This window comes from Mesorhizobium sp. WSM4806 (genome assembly GCF_055811635.1).
Genome location: NZ_JBVVQZ010000001.1, coordinates 405,641 through 422,932 on the forward strand (window position 1 = coordinate 405,641; position 17,292 = coordinate 422,932).

20 protein-coding genes and 1 pseudogene are annotated in these 17,292 nt (G+C 62.6%); 6 read left to right on the forward strand and 15 right to left on the reverse strand.

The genetic code is table 11. From position 1 onward, the window contains the following. The first annotated feature begins 139 nt into the window (after window positions 1-139). The 3 genes from AC0L2M_RS01775 (at window position 140) to AC0L2M_RS01785 (ending at window position 2,165) form a co-directional block, all read left to right on the forward strand. Complete coding sequence (locus tag AC0L2M_RS01775; RefSeq protein WP_128172056.1) at window positions 140-946, forward strand: protein-disulfide reductase DsbD domain-containing protein; 807 nt, start codon at window positions 140-142, stop codon at window positions 944-946. A 121-nt stretch (window positions 947-1,067) separates the two neighbouring features. Next, a complete protein-coding gene (locus AC0L2M_RS01780; RefSeq protein ID WP_128172055.1) occupies window positions 1,068-1,568 on the forward strand; it encodes a peroxiredoxin in 501 nt (166 codons plus the stop codon). A gap of 117 nt (window positions 1,569-1,685) precedes the next feature. Next, entirely contained in the window at window positions 1,686-2,165 is a 480-nt protein-coding gene (locus AC0L2M_RS01785; protein WP_128172266.1) for a DUF2938 domain-containing protein, read from the forward strand. A 53-nt stretch (window positions 2,166-2,218) separates the two neighbouring features. Here AC0L2M_RS01785 and rnhA read toward each other — a convergent pair whose 3' ends face one another. From rnhA to coxB, 11 genes are all read right to left on the reverse strand, one after another. Further along, window positions 2,219-2,752 carry a ribonuclease HI gene (gene rnhA / locus AC0L2M_RS01790; RefSeq protein ID WP_023799316.1) on the reverse strand — a complete coding sequence of 178 codons (534 nt, stop codon included), beginning with the start codon at window positions 2,750-2,752 and terminating at the stop codon, window positions 2,219-2,221. Further along, complete coding sequence (locus tag AC0L2M_RS01795; RefSeq protein WP_473533878.1) at window positions 2,749-3,711, reverse strand: homoserine kinase; 963 nt, start codon at window positions 3,709-3,711, stop codon at window positions 2,749-2,751. The genes rnhA and AC0L2M_RS01795 overlap by 4 nt, the downstream gene beginning before the upstream one ends. 5 nt (window positions 3,712-3,716) lie before the next feature. After that, complete coding sequence (gene ispH / locus AC0L2M_RS01800; protein WP_473533879.1) at window positions 3,717-4,727, reverse strand: 4-hydroxy-3-methylbut-2-enyl diphosphate reductase; 1,011 nt, start codon at window positions 4,725-4,727, stop codon at window positions 3,717-3,719. 85 nt (window positions 4,728-4,812) lie between these two features. After that, window positions 4,813-5,568 carry an SURF1 family protein gene (locus tag AC0L2M_RS01805; RefSeq protein ID WP_473533880.1) on the reverse strand — a complete coding sequence of 252 codons (756 nt, stop codon included), beginning with the start codon at window positions 5,566-5,568 and terminating at the stop codon, window positions 4,813-4,815. Continuing rightward, window positions 5,565-5,951 carry a DUF983 domain-containing protein gene (locus AC0L2M_RS01810; RefSeq protein ID WP_023799320.1) on the reverse strand — a complete coding sequence of 129 codons (387 nt, stop codon included), beginning with the start codon at window positions 5,949-5,951 and terminating at the stop codon, window positions 5,565-5,567. The genes AC0L2M_RS01805 and AC0L2M_RS01810 overlap by 4 nt, the downstream gene beginning before the upstream one ends. Before the next feature lie 81 nt (window positions 5,952-6,032). After that, the gene (locus AC0L2M_RS01815; RefSeq protein WP_027152361.1) at window positions 6,033-6,914 is read right to left on the reverse strand and encodes a cytochrome c oxidase subunit 3; all 882 of its coding nucleotides are present in this window, start codon (window positions 6,912-6,914) and stop codon (window positions 6,033-6,035) included. A 1-nt stretch (window position 6,915) separates the two neighbouring features. Continuing rightward, window positions 6,916-7,557 (reverse strand): cytochrome c oxidase assembly protein, encoded by a 642-nt coding sequence (locus tag AC0L2M_RS01820; protein ID WP_031254967.1) that lies wholly within the window; start codon window positions 7,555-7,557, stop codon window positions 6,916-6,918. 8 nt (window positions 7,558-7,565) lie between these two features. Continuing rightward, window positions 7,566-7,727 (reverse strand): hypothetical protein, encoded by a 162-nt coding sequence (locus AC0L2M_RS01825; protein WP_077381685.1) that lies wholly within the window; start codon window positions 7,725-7,727, stop codon window positions 7,566-7,568. A 2-nt stretch (window positions 7,728-7,729) separates the two neighbouring features. Continuing rightward, the gene (locus AC0L2M_RS01830; RefSeq protein ID WP_473533881.1) at window positions 7,730-8,674 is read right to left on the reverse strand and encodes a heme o synthase; all 945 of its coding nucleotides are present in this window, start codon (window positions 8,672-8,674) and stop codon (window positions 7,730-7,732) included. Window positions 8,675-8,751: 77 nt separating this feature from the next. Next, window positions 8,752-10,401 carry a cytochrome c oxidase subunit I gene (gene ctaD / locus AC0L2M_RS01835; RefSeq protein WP_023799325.1) on the reverse strand — a complete coding sequence of 550 codons (1,650 nt, stop codon included), beginning with the start codon at window positions 10,399-10,401 and terminating at the stop codon, window positions 8,752-8,754. A gap of 37 nt (window positions 10,402-10,438) precedes the next feature. Then, entirely contained in the window at window positions 10,439-11,317 is an 879-nt protein-coding gene (gene coxB, locus AC0L2M_RS01840; RefSeq protein WP_236387989.1) for a cytochrome c oxidase subunit II, read from the reverse strand. 375 nt (window positions 11,318-11,692) lie between these two features. Here coxB and AC0L2M_RS01845 point away from each other — a divergent pair, with 375 nt between their 5' ends. The 3 genes and pseudogenes from AC0L2M_RS01845 (at window position 11,693) to AC0L2M_RS01855 (ending at window position 14,248) form a co-directional block, all read left to right on the forward strand. Then, a complete protein-coding gene (locus tag AC0L2M_RS01845) occupies window positions 11,693-12,283 on the forward strand; it encodes an invasion associated locus B family protein (RefSeq protein WP_473533882.1) in 591 nt (196 codons plus the stop codon). Between the two features lie 240 nt (window positions 12,284-12,523). Then, window positions 12,524-13,936 (forward strand): metalloprotease TldD, encoded by a 1,413-nt coding sequence (gene tldD / locus AC0L2M_RS01850; protein ID WP_473533883.1) that lies wholly within the window; start codon window positions 12,524-12,526, stop codon window positions 13,934-13,936. Between the two features lie 43 nt (window positions 13,937-13,979). Next, window positions 13,980-14,248: pseudogene (locus tag AC0L2M_RS01855) on the forward strand (AbrB/MazE/SpoVT family DNA-binding domain-containing protein). On the opposite strand, the gene AC0L2M_RS01860 reads toward AC0L2M_RS01855, so the two are convergent. The 4 genes from AC0L2M_RS01860 to AC0L2M_RS01875 form a co-directional block, all read right to left on the reverse strand. Beyond that, complete coding sequence (locus tag AC0L2M_RS01860) at window positions 14,245-14,778, reverse strand: RES family NAD+ phosphorylase (protein WP_419696994.1); 534 nt, start codon at window positions 14,776-14,778, stop codon at window positions 14,245-14,247. The pseudogene AC0L2M_RS01855 and the gene AC0L2M_RS01860 sit on opposite strands and share 4 nt — an antisense overlap. Beyond that, a complete protein-coding gene (locus AC0L2M_RS01865) occupies window positions 14,744-15,115 on the reverse strand; it encodes an antitoxin Xre/MbcA/ParS toxin-binding domain-containing protein (RefSeq protein ID WP_027152353.1) in 372 nt (123 codons plus the stop codon). The genes AC0L2M_RS01860 and AC0L2M_RS01865 overlap by 35 nt, the downstream gene beginning before the upstream one ends. 84 nt (window positions 15,116-15,199) lie before the next feature. Then, complete coding sequence (locus AC0L2M_RS01870) at window positions 15,200-16,441, reverse strand: class I SAM-dependent RNA methyltransferase (RefSeq protein ID WP_473533884.1); 1,242 nt, start codon at window positions 16,439-16,441, stop codon at window positions 15,200-15,202. Further along, window positions 16,438-17,232, reverse strand: coding sequence for a TlyA family RNA methyltransferase (locus AC0L2M_RS01875; protein ID WP_287341566.1), 795 nt, complete (start codon window positions 17,230-17,232; stop codon window positions 16,438-16,440). The genes AC0L2M_RS01870 and AC0L2M_RS01875 overlap by 4 nt, the downstream gene beginning before the upstream one ends. Window positions 17,233-17,292: the final 60 nt, after the last annotated feature.

The window sequence follows — 17,292 nt, forward strand, 5'->3', positions numbered from 1 at the left end:
TTTGGTCGCAGATGTGCATCCAAGGCACGCAAAGCTGTGCCCGAGGTCACACAAAGCTGTGCCCGAGGTCACGCAAATATGATAGCAGCGACGCCATGAAGTCATTGCGCAGCCATGAACGGACGCTCAAATCACCGCCATGCAAAGCTTGAAGGTCCTGTTGCTCAGCGCCGCTGTCGGATGTGGAACCGGTCTTCCCGCCGCAGCCTCCTCGTCGATCTGGTACGAAAGCGAAGGCGGCAAAGTACGCCTTGTGACCAGCGGCAAGCCCGACACAGCCGGACGCATCCATGGCGTCCTCGATATTTCGCTCAAGCCTGGCTGGAAAACCTACTGGCGCGATCCGGGCGACGCGGGCGTGCCGCCGCAAATCGATATCTCGGCCAGCACCAACATTGCCAACGCGACGTTTTCGTTTCCACCACCCCAGCGCCACGACGACGGCTCCGGCAAATGGGCCGGCTACGACCATCCGGTTTCGCTGCCGGTAACGTTCACGCTGTCGGCGCCGAACGAGCCGGCCGTCATCGTTGCCGATATCTTTCTCGGAATTTGTGAGACGATCTGCATCCCGGTGCAAACAAAGCTGACCATCGATCCGGGCTCCGATCCGGACAATGTCGAAGACGCCGCTTTGGTGAAGGCGGCGCTTGCAACGCTGCCTGCTCCCGCAAGACCCGATTTCGGCGTCAATATCCTGCCGGGCGACCGCGCGACACTGATTGTCGAGGCGAGCTTTCCGGGCAATCCCAAAGCAGCGGATTTCTTCGTCGCCGGCGAGCGGGACTACATGTTCGGCGTGCCGGCCCGCAGCGAAAAAGACGGCAAGCTGGTGTTTACCGTGCCGATCCTCGACAGACCGACGACGACGCCGACGGATGGCGGACTTTACTACACGCTGACAACTGCGGCCGGCGCCGTCGAAGGCCTGCTGCCGTTCCCTTGATCCCCAGCAAAGGATGTTCAGATCGAACATCCCTTGCTCCGGCCACCCCGACAGTTGCGGGAAACGGCTGAATTCGCTATCGCAAGGACACTCCCTTCCATTTGTCAAAACGAGGACCACGATGATGATTGCCGTTGGCGACAAGCTGCCCCAAGCGACCTTCAAGACGATGACTGCCGACAGCGCAAAAGCGATCACGACGGCCGAGATTTTCTCGGGAAAGAAGGTGGTGCTGTTCGCTGTTCCCGGCGCTTTCACGCCGACCTGCTCCAACAACCATCTGCCCGGCTTTCTGGATAATTACGACGCCATCCTGGCGCGCGGCGTCGACACCATCGCCGTCGTCGCCGTCAACGATGTTCACGTGATGGGCGCCTGGGCCCGCTTCAGCGGCGGTGAAGGCAAGATCCTCTATCTTGCCGACGGCAATTGCGATTTCGTCAAGTCGATCGGTCTCGACGCCGACCTTTCCGGCGGTGGCATGGGGCTGCGCTCGAAGCGGTTTTCGATGATCGTCGACGACGGCAGGGTCGCCGCGCTCAATGTCGAGACAAAGCCTGGCGTTGATGAATCCGGTGCTGCTCACATTCTCGGACAGCTTTCCGTTTTGGCGACAGCATAGGCCGAGGTTGCCGCGGTCCTTTGGCCTGACGATCGCGCTCGTTTCGGCAGCCGCGCGTCCAATTGGGCGTGCAAAGAACGCTGTTCGGGAATTGCCTGCTTTTAGGGGACCTCAATGATGTTTGACCACTTCTGGCGCGCTGTGGCGATCGGCATCGGCGCCACGGCGCTCATGGACCTCTGGGCGATTTTCCTGAACACGGTGTTTGCTCAGCCACGGCCGAACTGGGGACTGGTTGGTCGCTGGGTCTGGCACCTGAGGGACGGCAAGGTCTTCCATGACGATATCGGCGAGGCAGCACCCTATGCGTATGAATCGGCGCTGGGCTGGGCCTTCCACTATTTTGTCGGCATCGTCTACGGCATCGTTCTGGCCGTTTTGGCGGGAGCGGCGTGGCTGGCCGCGCCGACCTTCCTGCCGGCCTTCATCCTCGGCATCGTCACCGTAGGCGCCGGCTGGTTTCTGCTGGCGCCCGGCATGGGCGCCGGCTGGGCCGCGTCAAAGCGCCCCAACCCGATGCAGATCCGCGCCCTCAACCTCGTATCGCATACTGTGTTCGCGCTCGGACTTTTCGGCACAGCGCTGCTGATCCGCTGAATATGGCGGACCAGACTGGTCAGTAGTCCAGACTGGTCAGTAGCCCAGACTGGTCAGTAGCTTTGGGTCGAGCGGCGCAATTTCCTGGCTGCCGGCTGTTTGGCTTGGGTGTTTTCCCCAGCCGAAACGGGCGCGGGCCTGGCCGTCTTGTTCTTGAACGGCGCCATGCCGAGCCGCGCCAATTCGTCGGCACGCTCGTTCTCCGGATGGCCGGCATGGCCCTTGACCCAATGCCAGATCACCTGATGACGGTTGCGCGCCTCGTCGAGCGCCTGCCACAGTTCGGCATTCTTCACCGGTTGCCTGGCAGCGGTCTTCCAGCCGTTGCGCTTCCAGCCGTCGATCCAGCTGAAAATGCCGTCCTTGACATAGTTGCTGTCGGTATAAAGATCGACCGCACAGGGTTCTTTCAGCGCATTGAGCGCCGAGATGGCGGCCAAAAGTTCCATGCGGTTGTTGGTGGTAGCAGCCTCGCCGCCCGACAGTTCCTTCGTGACGCCCTTGAAGCGAAGGACAGCCCCCCAGCCGCCAGGCCCCGGATTGCCCGAACAGGCACCATCAGTAAAGATTTCGACGCGCTTGGTCATGTCAGTCCGTATTCGGAAGGAGATTTGATCGCCCGGTGGAAACGCATACGCCTGATATATTCGGTCGGATCGCGTTTCACGACCAGCCCGCCGTTGGCAATGATCAGCCAGTCGTAAAGCCGGGTCAGCATGAAGCGCAGTGCCGAGCCGCGCGCCAGCATCGGCAGCGCAGCTTTCTCTTCGCCGCTCAAGGGCCGCACGCTTTGGTAGCCTGCAAGCAGCGCCGTGCCCTTGGTCAGGTTGAAGGAAAAATCCTTCTCGAAGCACCAGGCATTGAGGCAGGTAGCGACATCATAGGCGTAGAGATCGTTGCAGGCGAAATAGAAGTCGATCAGCCCCGACAGTTTCTCGCCGAGGAAGAAGACGTTGTCGGGGAAAAGATCGGCATGGATGATGCCTTCCGGCAGGCCGTTCGGCCAGTTCCTCTCGAAATCGGCGAAGTCGGCATCGACCTCGGCCGCCAGTCCCGGCTCGACCTCGTCGGCGCGAGGGCGAGAGGCGCTCCACAGCTTGCGCCAGCCATCGATGGCAAGGGCATTCGGACGGGTCATCGGAAAGTCGGCGCCGGCCAGATGCAGCGCCGCCAGCGCCTTGCCGACCTCGCTGCAATGCGCTGATGTCGGCCGCCGCAGCGAAACGCCTTCGAGGAAGGTGATGATGACCGCCGGCCGGCCGGCAAGCGTTCCGATGACGTCGCCATCATGCGCGGTCACCGGAAGCGGGCAGGAAATGCCCTTCCTGGCGAGATGGCTCATGAGGCCGAGGAAGAACGGCAGGTCGGCCTTGTCGACGCGCTTTTCGTAGAGCGTCAGGATGTAGGAGCCGCTGGTCGTGTGCAGCAGGAAATTCGAGTTCTCGGTGCCTTCGGCTATGCCCTTGTAGGACAGGAGATCGCCGACTGGATAGGCCTTCAGGAACGCGCCGAGCTCGCCTTCGTTGACGTCGGTGTAGACCGCCATGAACCTTACGCGGCCCCGTTGACGAAAGCCATGTCGGCGGCCGTCAGCTCGACGTCGCGCAGCACCCGCATCACCGGAAAATCCTCGGTTTCCGTCGCCGTCACTGCCAGCTCGATGGTTACGTCGAAGCGCTGCCGGAACGCATTGATGATCTCGTCGACGATGATTTCCGGCGCCGATGCACCTGCCGACAGACCGAGCGTCGAGATGCCGGCAATCTCGGTCCATGGAATCTCGGAGGCGCGCTGCACCAGAAGCGACATCGAGGCGCCAGCGCGTTCGGCCACTTCGACGAGACGCCGCGAATTTGAGGAGTTGGGAGCACCGACGATCAGGAAGAGATCGGCACCCGCGGCGGTCTCCTTTACCGCTTCCTGGCGATTGGTGGTGGCATAGCAAATCGATTCCGCTGCCGCCGCATGCAAATCGGGAAAACGATCCTTAAGCACCCGAATGATGCCGGCGGTGTCCTCGACCGACAGCGTCGTCTGGGTGACGAACCCGAGCGCCTGCGGGTCGGCGGGCACCAAATTCGCGGCATCGGCTTCGGTCTCGATCAAGGTGACGGCGCCGTCCGGCAACTGCCCCATCGTGCCGATCACTTCCGGGTGGCCGGCATGGCCGATCAGAAGCACGTGACGGCCGAGCCGCTGATGGCGCATTGCCTGCTTGTGGACCTTCGACACCAGCGGGCAGGTGGCGTCGAGATAGAAGAGGTTGCGCGCCTGGGCGTCCGCCGGCACAGACTTCGGCACGCCATGCGCCGAAAAGACGACCGGGCTCTGGCGATGCTCAGCCGGTATCTCGGAGAGCTCCTCGATGAACACCGCACCGAGGCTTTGCAGCCCCTCGACGACGTAGCGATTATGCACGATCTCGTGGCGAACATAGACCGGCGCGCCGTATTTCTTCAGCGCCAGCACGACGATCTGGATGGCGCGGTCGACGCCGGCGCAGAAGCCGCGCGGCTGGCAGAGCCTTATCGTCAGCGGTGGCTTTGTCGTCGTGTGAAGCATGATTCCCGGCCGGTTGGTCGTAGCGTGAAACTCAAGGCGCGAAATGAGGTGCGCATCCCTGCCCTGTCAAGGGCGCCGGTTGCGATCATTCTTCTTTCGCCGGGCGGCGAAGCCTGAAAATGAGGACGCCGGCAAGGGCAGCGGCAAGGCCGTACCAGGTTACGGCGTATTGCAAATGGCTGTTCGGCAGCTCGATGATCGTAACGCCGCCGACCGGCAGCCCACCCGGGTTCGGCGTGGCGTTCGCGTCGATAAAGAATGGCACCAGCCCCGCGCCGGCCGGCAGACCGGCGCTGGCCGCCATGGCGTCGCGATCCTTCCAGTAGAAGATGTTTTTCTGCGGATCATTGTCGGGAAGCATCATCGAGGGCTTTGCCGGCAGCGGATTGCGGGCGAGCCCCGTCACCGTTACCTGGCCCGCATCCTGGCTTTGCGGGCGCTTGGCAGCGTCCTTGAGATCGTACGGCACGAAGCCGCGATTGATCAGAACGAAGCGCCCGTCCGCCAGATGCAAGGGCGTGAAGACATCGAAACCGGACTGGCCTTCCCAGGTCGCGAAGAAATGTCGCTCGGCTTGATGCAGGAAGGTGCCTGATGCCGTCACCGGCGTGTAATCGACATCGCCGCTGGCGGCAAACCGCTTTTCGACCTCGGCCAACGGCACGGGCGCTGAGTGCGTGCGCTGGTCGATGGTCTGGAGAAGACCCTCTTTCCAGTACAGGCGCTGGAGTTGCCAGGTGCCGAGCGCCAGCAGGATGAAGAACAGCACGAGGCCGAGGCCAAGCAGCAATGCCGTCTTCGGCCGCGAACGGCCCGCAATCGAAGCGGATGTCGTGCTCATTCGCCGAGGTCCAGCCTGCCCTCTGCCGCCTTGTTGCGGTATTGCAGCGTCAGGAGCACGCCCTTGATCAGCCTGAGCGCGCCCAGGCAAAGCACCAGCGTCAGCGGTATCCACAGCAGGAAATGCAGCCAGAGCGGCGGGCTGAGCGTCACCTCCATCCACAGCGCCAGCCCGACTACGATGAAGCCGATGATCAGGATGACGAACACCGCCGGACCGTCGCCGGCATCGGCGTAGGAATAGTCGAGGCCGCAATTGGCGCAGCGTTCGCCGACGGTGAGGAAGCCGGAAAACAGCCGGCCCTCGCCGCAGCGCGGGCAGCGGCCGTGCAGGCCAGCCGAAATCGGATCGATTGCTGGCCAGATCGCCTTGTCGTCGCTCATGCGATACTTTAGTGCCCTTCACCCCAAAAGGTAAGGCGGCCACGTCGCCGCAGCCGCCTCATCGATTTCCTCAGGAAGATTTCAGTGGCCTTCGATGACCGCGCCGCTCGAGGCCCAGACATAGATCGACGCGAACAGGAACAGCCAGACTACGTCGACGAAGTGCCAGTACCAGGCGGCGGCCTCGAAGCCGAAATGGTGCTTGGGCGTGAAGTCGCCCTTCATCGCGCGGACCAGGCAGACCAGCAGGAAGATGGTGCCGATGATGACGTGGAAGCCGTGGAAGCCGGTCGCCATGAAGAAAGTGGCGCCGTAGATCGAATCCCTGAAGCCGAACGGCGCGTGCATGTATTCGTAAGCCTGCACCATGGTGAACAGGATGCCGAGACCGACGGTCAGCACCAGGCCGTTGATCAGCCCCTTGCGGTCGCCATGAAGCAGCGCGTGGTGCGCCCAGGTCACCGTAGTGCCCGACAGAAGCAGGATGACGGTGTTGTAGAGCGGCAGGTGGAAGGGGTCGAGGACCTCAACGCCCTTCGGCGGCCAGACACCGCCGGTGAAGGTGGCGCGGGCATATTGCTGTGCCTCGCCGGGAAACAGGCTGGCGTCGAAGAAAGCCCAGAACCAGGCGACGAAGAACATCACCTCGGAAGCGATGAACATGATCATGCCGTAGCGCAGATGCAGCGACACAACACGCGTGTGGTGGCCTTCATGCGCTTCCCTGATGGTATCCGACCACCAGGCGTACATGGTGTAGATGACGATCAAGAGGCCGATGAAGAACAGCCACGGATTGGCGATGTTGAAGCCGAAGATCGGGAAATCGCCGCCCTTGAGATACTGCATGTAACAGACGCCGCCGATCGCGGTGACCAACGCGCCGACCGAGCCGAGGAATGGCCACGGGCTCGGGTCGACGAGGTGGTAGTCATGTTGTGGTTTTGCGTGCGCGTCTGCCATATCAACCCCCGAGGCTTCGTTCGGTATGTGAAACTTTGTTGCTTGTGCCTTCGGCCGGCACTGTCGACGCCACCGGCTTGGTCTTCTCGTTCTTCTCGACCGGGAACATCGTGTAGGACAGGGTAATCGTCTTCAGGTCCTTCAATTCCGGCGCATTGACGATGTCGGGATCTACATAGAACACGACCGGCATGTCCAGCGTCTCGCCAGGCTTCAGCGTCGTATCGGTAAAGCAGAAACACTCAACCTTGTTGAAGTAAGACCCCGCAAATTCCGGCTGCACATTAAAGGTCGCGCGGGCCGTCGTGGCGCGGACGAACTTGTTGGTCGCGCTATAATGCGCCTGCGCCGTCTCGCCTATCTTGATGGTGACGGAGCGGGCGACCGGCTCGAACTGCCAGGGCACGCCGGCCGTGTTGGCGTCGAAACGGATGGTGATATCGCGGTCGAGCACCCGGTCGGCATATTGCTGCGTTGCGCGTTTCACAGTGCCGCCGTAACCGGTCGCCTGGCAGAACATCGCGTAGAGCGGCACCGCGGCATAGGCCATCCCGATCATGCCGCCGAAAAAGGCGATGCAGACGCCGGCGACGACGCGGTTGGTGTTCTTCTTTTGAGGATTGGTCACTGTTTGGCGGTTCATCTTGAGCCTCACATCGTTCCGGTGAGGTTGTGACCGAATTTCACGACGGTCGCGATGTAGAAGATGACGACAAGCACCGCCAGCGCCAGGCCGATGGCTACCGAGCGGTTGCGCCGGGCCTTCTGTTGGCGCTCCGTCAGCGTGACGAGTTCAAGCTTCTTGTCGGCCATGGTCATGCTCCGCCCGTGGCCAGCGCGCGCCCGACAACGCAGTCGGCAAGGTAGATGGCGAAGATGGCGAAGAGGTAGAGCAGCGAGTAGCCGAACAATGCCTTGGCTGGCTTCATCACATGGTCGTCATCCGCCATCCGCAGCACCTGCCACGCATACCAGATGAAGCCGGCGCCAAGCAGCACCGCAAGGACGCCATAGACGGGTGTGGTGAAGCCGAGCGCCCATGGCAGCACGCCAACCGGCGCAAGGATCAGCGCATAGGCGAAGATCTGGCGTCGGGTCGAAGCCTGGCCGGCGACATTCGGCATCATCGGGATGCCGGCCCTGGCATAGTCCTCGGACTTGAAGAGGGCGAGCGCCCAGAAATGCGGCGGCGTCCACAGGAAGATGATCAGGAACAGGACGACGCTTTCCAGGCTGACGGTTCCGGTCACCGCGGCCCAGCCGATCACCGGCGGAATGGCGCCGGCAGCACCGCCGATGACGATGTTCTGCGGGGTCCAGCGCTTCAGCCACATCGTGTAGACGACGGCATAGAAGAAGATGGTGAAGGCCAGGAGCGTCGCCGACAACCAATTGACCAGCACGCCGAGCGTCATCACCGACAGCACCGACAGCACCAGGCCGAAACTCAGCGCCTCGCCTGGCCGGATGCGGCCGGCCGGCACCGGACGGCTGGCGGTCCTGGTCATCACCGCATCGATATCGGCGTCATACCACATGTTGAGCGCGCCGGACGCGCCAGCACCAATGGCAATAGCCAGGATCGCGATCACCGCCAGAAGCGGATTGATGGCCACAGGTGCCGCGACCAGGCCGACAAAGGCGGTGAACACCACCAGCGACATGACGCGCGGCTTCAACAGTGCGAAGAAATCGCCCGCCGTCGCTTCCGACATGCGAAAGCCCGGTTCGTCAGTCAAGGTGTCGTCGACAAGGGCCATGCGTACTTAAAGTCCATCATTCCGTTGGCCAAAACCGCCGGGCGAACCGGCGATTCAGTATTCGCCCAGGCAGAAGCCTATTTGATCTTCGGCAGCTGTTCCCACTGGTGGAAGGGCGGCGGCGAAGGCAGCTGCCATTCAAGCGTCGTCGCACCCTCGCCCCATGGATTGGCGCCGGCCACCCGCTTCTTCTGGAAGGCCTCGAACACGCCATAGAGGAAGATGACCACGCCGACGGCCGAAATATACGAGCCGTAGGACGACACCATGTTCCAGCCGGCAAACGCATCCGGATAGTCGATGTAGCGGCGCGGCATGCCTGAAAGTCCGAGGAAATGCTGCGGGAAGAAGACGAGGTTGACGCCGACGAAGGTAACCCAGAAGTGGGTATTGGCGATGACAGGCGAATACATGTAGCCGGTCATCTTCGGGAACCAGTAGTACCAGCCGGCGAAGATGGCAAAGACCGCGCCCAGCGACAGCACATAATGGAAATGCGCGACCACGTAATAGGTGTCGTGCAGCGGGCGGTCGAGACCGGCATTGGCAAGCTGGACGCCGGTAACGCCGCCGACGGTGAACAGGAAGATGAAGCCAATCGCCCACAGCATCGGGGTCTTGAGCGAAATCGACCCGCCCCACATGGTGGCGATCCACGAGAATATCTTCACGCCCGTCGGCACCGCGATAACCATCGTGGCGAAGACGAAATAGCGCTGCGTGTCGAGCGACAGGCCGGTCGTGTACATGTGGTGCGCCCAGACGATGAAGCCGACCGCCCCGATCGCGACCATGGCATAGGCCATGCCGAGATAGCCGAAGATAGGCTTCCTGGAGAAAGTCGAGACGATGTGGCTGACGATGCCGAAGCCCGGCAGGATCAGGATGTAGACTTCCGGGTGCCCGAAAAACCAGAACAGGTGCTGGAACAGGATCGGGTCGCCGCCGCCGTCGGGCGCGAAGAAGGTGGTGCCAAAATTGCGATCGGTCAAAAGCATGGTGATGCCGCCGGCCAGAACCGGAAGCGACAGCAGCAGCAGGAAAGCGGTGATCAGCACCGACCAGGCGAACAGCGGCATCTTGTGCAGCGTCATGCCAGGCGCGCGCATGTTGAAGATGGTGGTGATGAAATTGATGGCGCCGAGGATCGATGAGGCGCCGGCGATGTGCAGCGACAGGATCGCAAGATCCATCGCCGGTCCGGGCTGGCCCGAGGTCGATAGCGGCGGATAGATCGTCCAGCCGCCGCCGACGCCGTAGGCGCCAGGCGCGCTCGGCACGAAGGCCGAGATGATCAGAAGGATGAAAGCCGGTGGCAGCAACCAGAACGAGACGTTATTCATGCGCGGGAATGCCATGTCCGGCGCGCCGATCATGATCGGCACCATCCAGTTGGCGAAGCCGCCGATCAACGCCGGCATGACCATGAAGAAGATCATGATCAGCGCATGGGCGGTGGTGAAGGCATTGTACATGTTCTTGCCGCCGTCGAGCGCAGCGTCGGCGTTCAAGCCGTAGACCATCTGCGCCAGGCCGGTGAAAATCTGGATCCCAGGCTCCTGCAGTTCCATACGCATGACGACCGAAAGGGCACCGCCGACGCAGCCCGCCATGATCGCGAAGATCAGGTAGAGTGTGCCGATATCCTTGTGGTTGGTCGAATACACCCACCGCACCCAGCCATGATACGGCTTGTGGTCGTGGTCGTGAGCTGCAGCGTCTGCCATGTTCGGCTCCGTTCCCTGATCTTTTCTGGTCGCGGCATCAGTTGCCGGCGGCCGCTACCTTGTCTTTGCCGTCGACCTCGGCCATCAGCGCCTTGTTGGCGCCGGGAAGGTCGGTGCCGGCTGCTGCCAGCCAGGTCTTGTACTGGGCGTCGGAGACGACGCGGATCGCGATCGGCATGAAGGCGTGGTCCTTGCCGCAGAGCTCCGAGCACTGGCCGTAATAGAGGCCTTCCTTTTCCGCCTTGAACCAGACCTCGTTGATGCGACCCGGAACCGCGTCGGTCTTGATGCCGAAGGACGGCATGGCAAAGGCGTGGATCACGTCTGCCGCCGTCACCAGCACCCGGGTCATGGTGTTGACCGGCACCACCATCTCGTTGTCGACGGCGAGCAGGCGCGGATAAGCGCCGCGGTCCTCCTTGCCGGCCGCGGCGCGGTCAGAATCCGCCAGGATCGCCGAGTTGAAGGAAAGCGTGTTTTCGGTCTGGTATTCGTAATCCCAGTTCCACTGGTTTCCCGTCGCCTTGACGGTCAGCTTGGCTTCCTCCGGCGGCGTGTATTGCGCAGTCAAGAGCTGGAACGAGGGGATGGCGAGCAAGAGCAGGACGACGACCGGCCCGACCGTCCAGATTACCTCAATCAGCGTGTTGTGGCTGGTGCGCGACGGGGTCGGGTTGACGCTCGCGCGAAACTTCAGGATGCAATAGGCGATGAGAAAGAGCACGAAGAGGGTGATCGGCACGATGAACCACAGCGTATAGTGCTCGAACCGGGCGATCTGCCGCATCATGTCGGTGGCTGCGGGCTGGAAGGTCATCTCCCACGGCGCAGGCTGGGCCGCATGGGCGGATGCACCGGTGAACAGTGTGGCGGCAGCGCTTGCCAGGAGTTTGGCGCCTGCTAGGAATTTTCTCATTGCCGTCATTATCTCCCAGTTCCTCGCGATCGGACCGCAAGAATATCGAACAACGCCGGGACGGGAATCCCGGATAGTCCCGAGGCTGGTTCAAACCATACTCTATTTGCCTCTGCAAGAAAGGAGCGGGGGAAACCGTGCGGCATTTTTGCGCGCAAGCGCGGCTGCGCCTTGTGGCGGCGGCCGCGGCGGTGTCGGACCCGCGAACGCCCGAGCGGCGGAGTGTCTCGGCAAAATGCGCCGGGCCGTCGCAATTCGGGCGAATTTGGCACGGAAAAGCGCACAATTGCCTTGGTCGAGGCAGGCCGGCAGTGGTCTCATCCTTTACTTGCCCTTGGCGCGGCTTAAAGTGCCGTGATTCGCAATGGAGCCGTCATGAACTCTTGGCTTTGGGGACTTGGGCTTTCGAGACTTGGGCTTTCGAGAAGCTTGTCGAACGTCATCCTTCTCGCTGCCGTGTCTTGCGTTGGCCTTGCTGGGATCGGCCTGTCCTATGTTGGCTCGTTTGGCCTCAGCCAGGCCAATGCCGCGCAGCCAAGCGGCAAGGTGCGGACGACGCATGGCGCATGGTCGATCATCTGCGACACGCCGGCTGGCGCCACATCGGAACAATGCGTGATGATGCAGAACGTCGTCGCCGAAGACCGTCCCGAGATGGGGCTTTCCGTCGTCGTGCTGCGCACCGCCGACAACAAGGCCGAAATCCTGCGCGTGCTGGCGCCGCTCGGCGTGCTGCTGCCCAACGGGCTCGGCCTCAATGTCGACGGCAAGGATATCGGCCGGGCCTATTTCGTGCGTTGCTTCCAGGACGGCTGCTATGCCGAGGTCATTCTCGAAAAGCCGTTGCTCGATACGCTGAAGACCGGAACGTCGGCCACCTTCATCGTCTTCCAGACGCCGGAGGAAGGTATCGGCATTCCGGTCGAGCTCAAGGGTTTCGCCGACGGTTTCGCCGCCCTGCCTTGAGGCGGGGCGAGAGGCCCAAAACCCTGCTGACGAAAATGAGATTGTGACCGCCTTTGGCTACAGCGCCGTGCGTCCAAGGACGCGCAAAGGACGCTGTAGCGCTTCGATTTTGCGCATAATCCTTTCCGAAAATCGATCCCGATTTTTGGGTCATGCACAGACAATGGTCATTGCCGATTGTCTGGACGCACGTTCGCGCCTACATCGTGAGGACAATCTCTTTCCACGGACGGACCTGCCATGAACAGCCTGATCGGCCAATTCGACATTTCCGACGATCGCATCAAGCAGATCGTCGCCGAGACCATCAACGGCGCCGACGACGGCGAGTTGTTCCTCGAATACAGCGAGAGCGAAGCGCTGATGTTCGACAATGGCCGGCTGAAGACCGCCAATTTCAACACAGACCAAGGCTTTGGCCTGCGCGCGGTCGCCGGCGAAGCGAGCGGCTACGCGCATTCCAGCGACCTTTCGGAAGCGTCGCTGCTGCGCGCGGCCGACGCTGTCTCGACCGTCAAGAGCGGCTATTCCGGCACGCTTGCTGCGGCTCCCACCCGTACCAACCGCCATCTCTATGGCGATGAGAACCCGATCCCCTCGCCCTCCTTCGAGGCCAAGGCCAAGCTCCTTCAGGAAATCGATGCGTGGCTGCGAGGCGAGGATCCGCGCGTGCGGCAGGTGACGGCGTCGCTCGCCGCCTCCTGGCAGCATGTCGAGATCGTGCGTGCCGACGGCCGGATGGTGCGCGACATCCGCCCGCTGGTCAGGATCAATGTGTCGGTGGTGGTCGGCAACGGCGACCGCCAGGAGAGCGGCTCCTACGGCATGGGCGGACGCAAAGGGTTTGGCGAATTCCTGGTCGAGGAGAGCTGGAAGCACGCCGCCAAGGAAGCGCTGCGGCAAGCGCTGGTCAACCTCGAGGCCATCCCGGCGCCGGCCGGGACGTTCGACATCGTGCTGTCCAGCGGCTGGCCGGGCGTCATGCTGCACGAGGCCGTCGGCCACGGGCTGGAAGGCGACTTCAACCGCAAGAAGACATCAGCCTTCGCCGGGCTGATGGGCCAGCAGGTGGCCGCCAAGGGCGTCACAGTCGTCGACGACGGCACCATGGCCGAGCGGCGTGGCTCGATGACCGTCGATGACGAAGGCACGCCGTCGGCCCGCAACGTGCTGATCGATGACGGCAAGCTTGTCGGCTATATGCAGGATCGCCAGAACGCCCGGCTGATGGGCATGAACGCCACCGGCAACGGACGGCGCGAAGGCTACGCGCACCAGCCGATGCCGCGCATGACCAACACCTATATGACGTCAGGCGACATGGAGCCGGACGAAATCATCGCCTCGGTCAAGAACGGCATCTATGCCGTCTCCTTCGGCGGCGGCCAGGTCGACATCACCTCGGGAAAATTCGTGTTCGGCTGCACCGAGGCCTACATGATCGAGGACGGCAAGGTGACGCAGCCGATCAAGGGCGCCATGCTGATCGGCAATGGGCCGGATGCCATGCATCGGGTTTCGATGATCGGCAACGACATGAAGCTCGACACCGGCATCGGCATGTGCGGCAAGGCCGGCCAGGGCGTGCCGGTCGGCGTTGGCCAGCCGCACCTCAGGATGAACCAGATGACGGTTGGCGGAACGCGGGTTTGATAGAAGCTGCGGTTTTTGTCTTACATTCAGAGGATGCGCCGCGATGGCCAACCCGGAAAGACTCGTAACCACCGTCTCGACCAAGGGGCAGGTCACCCTGCCCAGCGCGATCCGCAAGCGGAGGGAATGGGACGCCGGCACACGTCTTCTGGTCGAAGATACTCCGGAGGGCGTGCTACTGAAGCCTGCGCCAGTCTTCGCCGAGACACGGCCAGAAGACGTGTTTGGATCCCTGCCCCATAGACGTTGGAAGAAATGGACGCGGGTGTGCTGGCCGAAGCGCGGCGGCGCGGCCGGCTCGAACTGCCCTAAAGCCATGAAGCCGGCGTTTTCGGCAAGCGATGGTCGGGATCGATGACCTTCAGACGGGGTGTGTTGCTCTCGTTCCATCGCCACAGCGCGACGCATGTGCCGCCGGGCGACATGAAGGAGGGGTAGATCACGCCATGCTGCCCATCGGCAATCAGGCGATCTCTCAGCGTATGCGTCTCAGGCACAAGGCCTTGATCCATGATGTCGCGCCATTCACATCGGTGAATGTCCGCCGTCACGCCGAGCCTGGTCAGCACATCAGCGTCCGTAAGGTCGGCCAGGCGCGCGCCTGAAAGTGCGAGTTGCGCAATCAGCGCCGGATGCTGGACAAAGCCCTGATTGTACTCCGCCCAAGCAGTGGACAATTCGCCCGCGGCATAGATCGTCGTGGCGCCCACTGGATTCCAGCGACCGCCAAAGCGGGCTGCTCCTTCGCCGGAAAGCGGCAGATGCGCCCAACGCGGCACGAAGGCGCGCCATAGGCTCAGTCTGTTTTCAGGCATAGATGCCGGAGCGGACTGCCTCCAGATAGGCTAGCACCTTGTCCGTCTTGCCCTCTCGAACGAGATCGTAGGCGGTCTTTCCCGCCCAGCCGGGGATCGGCTGATGCTTGAACCAGATCGCCGCACGCTGTTCATCGCCGGCCATCTCGCCTGCCATCGCAAGGATACGGACAATCGGACTCAATGCGGCGTCGACCTTGCGCGCGCCGGTCTTGGCGGCAAGCGTGTTGCGCGCGACGCCGATCAGGCCCGCCAGTTCGGTCAGATTGACGCCCAGCAGTTCAGCCACCCGTCTTGCCGAAAGAAATGGCGTCCGCTCGTCGCCAAAGCGCGATGCCCTGATATCGAGAGCTGCGGTATTCATAACAGGTTCCTAGCACATTTTGAACAGGTCACGCTCAAAGTATGTTCATTTTGCGCGAAATTCAAGCTCAACAAATGCGGACGGTTACCGCCTTCGCTTCGGCTTCTCCAGAAGCGCGACGGCCTCGACATGCGGCGACCACAGGAACTGGTCGATCGGCGTCACGCTTTTCAGAGCGTAGCCGCCGTCGACGAGGATGCGCAAGTCGCGCGCCAGCGTGACAGGATTGCAGGAAACTGCGGCGACAAGCGGCACGTCGGAGCGGGCAATCTGCTTCGACTGGTCTTCGGCGCCGGCGCGGGGCGGATCGAGGACGACGCCGTCGAAGGCATTCAGTTCCCTCGAAGTGAGCGGCCGCCGGAACAGGTCGCGGCGTTCGCTGGTCACGCGCTTCAGACCGCTGGCGAAACGGAACGCCCGGTCGAGCGCCGAAAGCGCTGCCGCATCCCCCTCCACCGCATGGACCTCCGACCTGGCGGCCAGGCGCAGCGCAAAACTGCCGCAGCCGGCGAAGAGATCGGCTATCTTCCTGGCACGCGCGAGGTGCCGGCCGACGATGTCGGCCATCGCCTGCTCGGCGGCCTCGGTCGCCTGCAGGAAGGCGCCCGGCGGCACCGCGACGGCGACGCTGCCGAACAGCACCACCGGCTTTTTGGGCTCGATGATGATCTCGCCATCGATCGAAAGCCTGGCCAATCCCTGAGCGATGACGAAATTGGAGGCGACGCGGCGCTGGTTCTCGCCGAGCTTGCCGGACTCGTGAACCGCGACATCGAGGCCGGAACCGCTCGCCGTGACCGTCATGCGGAACGATTTCGTCGTGGCGCAAACCAGTTCGGCAAGTGCTCTCAGGCGGTCGAGCTTTGCGACGATCTCGGGCAGCGAGATCGGGCATTCCTCGATGGAAATGATCTCGGACGACAACGCCCGAACGAAGCCGAGCAGCATGCCGGCCTCGCTGCGCCGGGCGGTGAACACGACGCGCCGGCGCGTCTGCGGCGCGCACGGCACCAGCGCGTCAATGTCGCAACTGATGCCCTTGCTGTTGAGCGCATGCGCAACCTTGTCACGCTTCCACCGAAGATAGGCTTCGGCCTCAAGATGCTGGATGGCGCAGCCGCCGCATTCGGTGAAATGCCGACAGGCAGGGTCGATGCGAAGCGGCGAAGCCTCCAGCACCGACATCAGCGTGGCACGGTCCCTTTCGCGCGCGGCGGTGACGGTTTCACCGGGCAGCGTGAACGGAATGAAAAGCTCGCCGGTTTCGGTCTCGGCGACGCCGTCGCCCTGGGAGCCCAGCCGTGTGATCGTGAAGCGCGCGGTCATCGGCCTCCGATCCCCCTGTTCTCGATACCGGCGTCCTTGATCCCGGCGAGCAGGAACTCGCGGTTGCCGTCGCCGCCTTCGATCGGCGACAGATGCAGTCCGAGCGAGCGCCAGCCGGGGACGCCGTCCAGCCAATCCTGCAGCAGGCCGGCAACCCGCGCGGCATCGTATGGGTCTTTCAGCAAGCCGCCCTTGCCGATCGCCTCGCGGCCCGCCTCGAATTGCGGCTTGACCAGAAATATTGCTTTGGCGCCGCTCCTGGCAATGGCGAGCGCCGGCGGCAGCGCCAGTTTCAACGAGATGAAGCTGACGTCGGAGACGATAAAATCTGGAATTCGATCGGCAAGATCGGCGGTCGAAAGATCACGGGCGTTCAATCCCTCGATAACCGTCACACGCGGATCGCCGGCGATATACGGATGTATCTGGCCATGCCCGACATCGATCGCCGTGACATGCGCCGCGCCACGTCCGAGCAGCACTTGAGTGAAGCCTCCGGTCGAGGCGCCGACGTCGAGCGCTTCGCTGCCGGCTGGATCGAGGTCGAAATAGTCGAGCCCGGCGATCAGCTTCAGCGCAGCACGGGACACATAGCCCTGCGCCGGATCATCGACTTCTATGAGGCAATCAGCCCGGACGGTCTGGCCGGGCTTGCGGGCGATGACGCCGTCAACCATCACGGTGCCGCGCTCGATCGCGTCGCGGGCGCGAGAGCGGCTGGGAAACAGGCCGCGCGCGACGAGGAGTTCGTCGAGCCGCTGGCGTGTGCTGGCTGGCAAACGGGAGTTCATCGGCCTTCATGGCGAAAGCCTGTGACGAAGGCAAGGATATTGGGGAAGACAACGAACATA